Source organism: Microbispora sp. NPDC049633 (genome assembly GCF_040675265.1).
GTDB classification, from domain to species: domain Bacteria; phylum Actinomycetota; class Actinomycetes; order Streptosporangiales; family Streptosporangiaceae; genus Microbispora; species Microbispora maris.
This window is the reverse complement of record NZ_JBFAOO010000306.1, coordinates 1-6077: the sequence shown is the minus strand read 5'-3', so window position 1 is coordinate 6077 and position 6077 is coordinate 1. Positions and strand designations below refer to the sequence as shown.

Annotated in this window: 8 protein-coding genes; all 8 read left to right on the top strand. The window is 72.9% G+C overall.

What is annotated here, in order from left to right; all coding sequences use genetic code 11:
• The coding region (locus AB0J39_RS37595; RefSeq protein WP_363473690.1) for a Tm-1-like ATP-binding domain-containing protein at positions 1–1189 on the top strand (1189 nt) is incomplete at its 5' end.
• 1 nt (position 1190) lies between these two features.
• Complete coding sequence (locus AB0J39_RS37590; protein WP_363473688.1) at positions 1191–2018, top strand: phosphoenolpyruvate hydrolase family protein; 828 nt, start codon at positions 1191–1193, stop codon at positions 2016–2018.
• Positions 2019–2183: 165 nt separating this feature from the next.
• Positions 2184–2945 (top strand): SDR family oxidoreductase, encoded by a 762-nt coding sequence (locus AB0J39_RS37585; protein WP_363473686.1) that lies wholly within the window; start codon positions 2184–2186, stop codon positions 2943–2945.
• A complete protein-coding gene (locus AB0J39_RS37580) occupies positions 2942–3118 on the top strand; it encodes a hypothetical protein (protein WP_363473684.1) in 177 nt (58 codons plus the stop codon). Before AB0J39_RS37585 ends, AB0J39_RS37580 begins: the two co-directional genes overlap by 4 nt.
• Positions 3119–3575: 457 nt before the next feature.
• On the top strand, positions 3576–3722 hold the full coding sequence (locus tag AB0J39_RS37575) for a hypothetical protein (RefSeq protein WP_363473682.1): 147 nt from the start codon (positions 3576–3578) through the stop codon (positions 3720–3722).
• Between the two features lie 12 nt (positions 3723–3734).
• Positions 3735–4895: an acyl-CoA dehydrogenase family protein gene (locus AB0J39_RS37570; RefSeq protein WP_363473680.1), complete on the top strand. Its 1161-nt coding sequence runs from the start codon at positions 3735–3737 to the stop codon at positions 4893–4895.
• Positions 4892–5806: a bifunctional MaoC family dehydratase N-terminal/OB-fold nucleic acid binding domain-containing protein gene (locus tag AB0J39_RS37565; RefSeq protein WP_363473678.1), complete on the top strand. Its 915-nt coding sequence runs from the start codon at positions 4892–4894 to the stop codon at positions 5804–5806. The genes AB0J39_RS37570 and AB0J39_RS37565 overlap by 4 nt, the downstream gene beginning before the upstream one ends.
• On the top strand, positions 5806–6077 hold a 272-nt coding region (locus AB0J39_RS37560), incomplete at its 3' end, for an acyl-CoA dehydrogenase family protein (protein ID WP_363473675.1). The genes AB0J39_RS37565 and AB0J39_RS37560, both read left to right, overlap by 1 nt.

The window sequence follows — 6077 nt, the reverse complement described above, 5'->3', positions numbered from 1 at the left end:
GCGGGTGGCGGGTTTCGTCGTGCTCGTGGTCGTCGTCGGAACTGTCCCCCAGGGGGGGGACCTCGCCGGGGTGGGCGGGGATGAGGTGGGCGGGGGGGGGGGCGGCGAGGTCGACCGGCTCCGCGCCGCCCGCGACCGCGGCGCCGCGATGGACGCGATGGCGACCGGCGCCGCCGTGATCGTCCGGCGGCTGTTCGAGGAGGGCCGTCTCGACGGGCTGCTCGCGATCGGCGGCTCCGGCGGCTCGTCGGTCGCCGCCCGGGCGCTCCAGGCGCTGCCCGTCGGAGTGCCCAAGCTGCTGGTCTCGACCATGGCCTCGGGCGACGTCCGCCCCTACGTCGGGGACGCCGACGTCACCCTCATGTACTCCGTCGTGGACATCTCCGGCATCAACCGGCTCTCGCGGGCGGTTCTGGGCAACGCCGCGGCCGCCGTGGCCGGCATGGCCCAGCGGTACGCGCGGGTCCGCGGCGAGACCGGCACGAAGAGCGGCACCGACAGCGGTGACGAGCGGAAGCTGATCGGGGCCACGATGTTCGGGCTCACCACGCCCGCCGTCGACGAGGCCCGCGACCATCTGACCGGCCTCGGCTACGAGGTGCTGGTCTTCCACGCCACGGGGTCCGGCGGGCGGGCCATGGAGGCCCTCGCCGCGTCCGGCATGCTCGACGGCGTCCTCGACCTGACCACCACCGAGCTGGCAGACGACCTGGTCGGCGGGGTCCTCACCGCCGGCCCCGAGCGGCTGGAGGCGGCCGGGCGGGCCGGCATCCCGCAGGTGGTCAGCGTCGGCGCGCTCGACATGGTGAACTTCGGGCCCCGGGACACGGTCCCGGACAGGTTCGCGGACCGGAGGTTCCTGGTGCACAACCCCACGGTCACCCTCATGCGGACGACCCGCGAGGAGATGGCGGCCCTGGGGGCCAGGATCGGCGACAAGCTCAGCCGCGCCACCGGGCCCGTGGAGATCTACCTGCCGACGAAGGGCGTCTCCGGGATCGACGTCGAAGGCGGCCCCTTCGCCGACCCCGACGCCGACGCCGCCTGCTTCACCGCGTTGCGGGACGCCCTGAAGGACACCGGCGTCCCCGTCCACGACGTGGACGCCGCCATCAACGATCCGGGCTTCGGCCGTGCCGCGGCCGAAGCCCTGCACCGCCTCATCAGCGCACGCCGGACTGGAGATTGACATGGACCGCGAGACAGCTCTCGAACGCCTGCGCGCCGCCGCCGAGGCCGGCCGGCCCATCATCGGAGCGGGCGCCGGCACCGGCCTGTCGGCGAAGGCCGCCGAGGCCGGCGGCGTCGACCTGCTGATCATCTACAACTCGGGCCGCTACCGCATGGCCGGCCGGGGATCGCTCGCCGGGCTGCTCCCGTACGGCGACGCCAACGCGATCGTCGTCGACATGGCCAGGGAAGTCCTCCCGGTCGTGCGCGACACCCCCGTGCTGGCCGGGGTCTGCGGCACCGACCCCTTCCGCCTCATGGGTCCCTTCCTCGACGAGCTGAAGGCGATGGGCTTCGCCGGCGTGCAGAACTTCCCCACGGTGGGCCTGTACGACGGCAAGTTCCGGCAGAACCTCGAGGAGACCGGGATGGGATACCGGCTCGAGGTGGACATGATCCGCGAAGCGCGCCGGCGCGATCTGCTCACCGCCCCGTACGTCTTCGACGCCGAGCAGGCCGCGGCGATGGCCGAAGCCGGAGCCGACGTGCTCGTGCCCCACGTCGGGCTGACCACGAGCGGCAGCATCGGCGCGGAGACCGCCCTCACGCTCGAAGAGGCCGCCGCCGCGGTGCAGGAGATGCGCGACGCCGCCGTCGCGGTGAACCCGGGCGTCATCGTCCTGTGCCACGGCGGCCCCATCGCCGAACCGGACGACGCGCAGTTCGTCCTCGACCACACGGACGGGATCGCCGGCTTCTTCGGGGCCTCGTCCATGGAACGCCTCCCCACGGAGAGGGCGATCGCCGCCCAGGCGACCCGTTTCAAGAGCCTCCGCCTCGGGGGGTGAGACCGCCGCCGGCCTGCGCGGCGGCGGACTTCCCGGTGACCGGGACCGGTGCACGCCGGAGCCGCGCGGCGGTGAAGGCTGGTTCCCGGTGAGCGGGACTGCCCACTTCCGGTGTGCCGCGTCCCAGCACCATTTCGGTCCAACACACGGCGGAACGGAAGACGCATGGGAAGCCTGGACGGGAAAGTCGCGATCGTTACGGGAGCCGGTCAAGGCGTCGGCCAGGGCATCGCGCTGGCCCTCGCCGCGGAAGGCGCGTCCGTGGCGGTGCTCGGCCGCACGGTGGCGAAGCTGGAGGCGACCTGCGGGCTGATCCGGGAGCGCGGCGGGACGGCGGAGCCGTTCGCGTGCGACGTGACCGAGACCGAGACGATCCCCGCGGTGGTCGAGGCCGTCGTGACCCGGTTCGGCGGCGTGGACATCCTCGTCAACAACGCCTACACGGGCGCGTACGGCACGCTGCTGTCGATGAGCGACGCGGCCTTCCAGGAGGGCTTCCGCAGCGGCCCGTTCGCCGCCTTCGCGTTCATGAAGGCCTGTCATCCCCACATGAAGGCGCGCGGGGGCGGCAGCATCGTCAACCTCGTCACCTCGGCCATGGTCCGCTGGGACCCCTCCACGTACGGCGCGTACGCGGCGGCCAAGCAGGCGCTGCGCTCGCTGACCCGCGCGGCGGCGGCCGAGTGGGGACCCGACGGCATCCGCGCCAACAACATCGCCCCGCACGCTCTGTCCCCGGGCCTGAAGCGGTGGACGGAGGTCTTTCCCGAGGAGGCGGAGGAGTTCCGCAAGACCATCCCCCTCGGCTACATCGGCGACTGCGAGCAGGACATCGGCCGCGCCGTGGTCGCACTCGTGGGCCCGGACATGCGCTACCTGACCGGCGCGACGATGCCCCTCGACGGCGGGCAGGCCTACTTCGGATGAGCCGCCGCACCCCCCGCACCACCCGCCGGGGGAGGCCGCGTGAGCACGGACGCGTCGTCGCATCCGGCCGCCCCGGCGCGCGCGGCATGGTGCGCGTCATCGGCGCGCGGCGCCTGACCATCGCGTTCTTCCCGGTCAGCGGGATTCGCCGGATCGCCGGCGCGTCCCGCTGACTAACGTCTGGACAGCTCGAAGACCGGAGTGGAGGATCCCCGATGACTCAGGAAGCGCCCCGGACAGCGCCCCCGTTGAGCCGCACGAGCCTGGTCACCGACGAGCTGATCGAGTTCCACGTACGGCACGGTCAGATCCAGTGGACCCCCGAGGCGCCCGGGCGGCGCTGGCCCGGGGCCTGCGCCGGGAAGGTCCCTTCCACATCGGCGTGCTGCTCGGCAACACCCCCGAGATGCGCTTCCACGGCGTGACGTTCTTCACCTACGTCGGCAAGGCCATCGCCTACGTCCTGGCCCAGCCCGAACGGCCGGAGATCGCCCCGAAGACGCGGATGCTGCTGGCGCGGCCCGGCGTACGGGTGGTCGGCCCCGAGACCCGCGAGACCTGTCCGCGCGCCGTGCCCGGCCCGCGCTGCCGGCGACCGGGTCGAACAAGCTGCGCAAGAAGGAGATGCGGATGGACGGCTGGCGGACCGGAGACCGGGTCTACCGCTGGACCGGCCGGGGCGCACCCGAATACAGCCTCATGACCGGACAGGACAAGGCCGCGCTGGGCGAGGAGTTCGCCGCCGGCGGGCGCCTGCGCTTCCTCGGCCACGCGTGAAGGAGAGGGGACATGGACCTGCGTGAGAGTCCCGAGCAGCGCGAGCTGCGCCGGGAGCTGCGGGAGTATTTCGCGGGCCTGCTGCCCGAGGCCGAGCGGCGCCGCGTCGGCGAGGAGGGCGTCGGCGGCGCCCGGTTCCGCGAGGTCGTCAAGCGCCTCGGCGCCGACGGCCGGCTCGGCATCGGCTGGCCGGTCGAGTACGGCGGGCAGGGCCGTTCGATCGAGGACCAGTACGTGTTCTTCGACGAGGTCCAGAGGGCCGGGCTGCCGTTCCCGTTCGTCACCGTCAACACGGTCGGCCCCACGCTGATGAGCCACGGGTCGCCGGAGCAGAAGCGGCGCTACCTGCCCGGCATCCTGTCCGGCGACGTCGTCTTCGCGATCGGCTACACCGAGCCCGGCGCGGGCACCGACCTCGCCTCCCTCACGACCCGGGCGGTCCGGGACGGCGGCGAATGGGTGATCGACGGCAGCAAGATCTTCACCAGCGGCGCCAACACGGCCGACTACGTGTGGCTGGCCTGCCGTACGGACCCGGACGCGCCCAAGCACAAGGGCATCTCGATCCTTATCGTGCCGACGGACGCGCCCGGCTTCTCCTGGAGCCCGATCCAGGCGGTGGGCGGCATGGTCGTGACGGCCACCTACTACAGCGGCGTACGGGTGCCGGCCGACGCGGTCGTCGGCGAGGTGAACGGCGGCTGGCGGCTCATCACCCACCAGCTCAACCACGAGCGGATCGGCCTGGCCGCGCTCGGCGGCCGGATGATCCAGCTCTGGGAGCAGGTCGCGGGCTGGGCGCGGGACAACGGCGCCATCGGGCTGCCGTGGGTCCAGCGGGACCTCGCCCGCACGTACGCGCGACTGGAGGCGATGCGGCTGATGAACTGGAAGATGACCTACGCGGTCGCGCGTGACGCGCTGTCGGGCGCGGACGCCGGCGCGGCCAAGGTCTACGGCACCGAGACCCACATCGACGTGCAGCGCACGCTGTCGGGCATCATCGGCGCGGGCGGCCGGATCCGCCCCGAGTCGCCGGGCGCCGTGCTCGCCGGGCAGATCGAGCAGCTCTCGCGGCAGGGCATCGTCAACACCTTCGGCGGCGGCGTGAACGAGGTCCTGCGGGACATGGTCGCCACCCAGGGCCTCGGCCTCCCCCGGGCTACTCGATGACGGGCGAATACGAGGACTTCGCCGGACGGGAGATCGTCCCGCTGCGGGAGGGTCCCGACCCGGTGAACGTGCCCATGATCCGGCACTGGGCCGAGGCGATGGGCGACCGCAACCCGGTCCACCTCGACGACGCCGCCGCCCGCGCGACCGGCCGTCCCGGGATCGTCGCGCCCGCGTCGATGACGCAGGTGTGGACGATGCGGGGGTACGCCGCGACAGTTGCGGACACAGGCTCGGGGGCGCAAGAGCTGAACGCGCTGCTCGAAAAGGACGGCTACACCTCGGTGGTGGCGACCGACTCGGAGTTCGAGTTCCACCGCGAGCTCGTGGCCGGCGACCGGGTGAGCGTCCGCGAGGTCGTGGAGTCGATCTCCCCGGAGAAGAGCACGGCGCTGGGCGCCGGCCGGTTCGTGACCACGGTCCGCACCTACGTCGACCAGGACGGCGAGGTCGTCGCCGTGCAGCGCTGGCGCCTGCTCCGGTTCCGGCCGAAGAACCGGGCCCCGAAGGCGCTGCGGCCGCGGCCCGCGATCAACCGGGACAACGCGTTCTGGTTCGAGGCGGCGCGCGAGCACCGGCTGGTGATCCAGCGGTGCGGCGGCTGCGGCACCCTGCGTCACCCGCCCGGCCCGTGCTGTCCCCACTGCGGCTCGTTCGAGTGGGACGCCGCCGAGGCGTCCGGCCGCGGGCAGGTCTACAGCTTCGTGGTCAACCACCACCCCCGCCACCCGGCGTTCGAGTATCCGCTGATCGTCGCGGTCGTGGAGCTCGACGAGGGCACGCGGCTCGTCACCAACCTGGCCGGCGTCGCACCGGAGGAGGTCGAGATCGGCATGCCCGTCGTCCTCGGCTGGCTGGATGCCGATCCCGGCCTGTCACTTCCGGTGTTCCGCCCGCAGGAGAACGACTGATGGACTTCACGCTGGACGAAGAGCTCGAAGCGGTCCGCGTCCTGGCGAACGAGATATTCGCCGACCGCGCCACGACCGAGCGCGTACGCGCGGTGGAGGGCTCCCCGGCCCGCCTGGACGAGGAGCTGTGGGCGGAGCTGGGCAAGGCCGGCCTGCTGGGCATCGCGCTGCCGGAGGAGGCGGGCGGCGCCGGGCTCGGCCTGGGCGCGTTGTGCGTGCTACTGGAGGAACAGGGCCGTCACGTCGCCCCGGTGCCGCTCTGGCCGGCGGC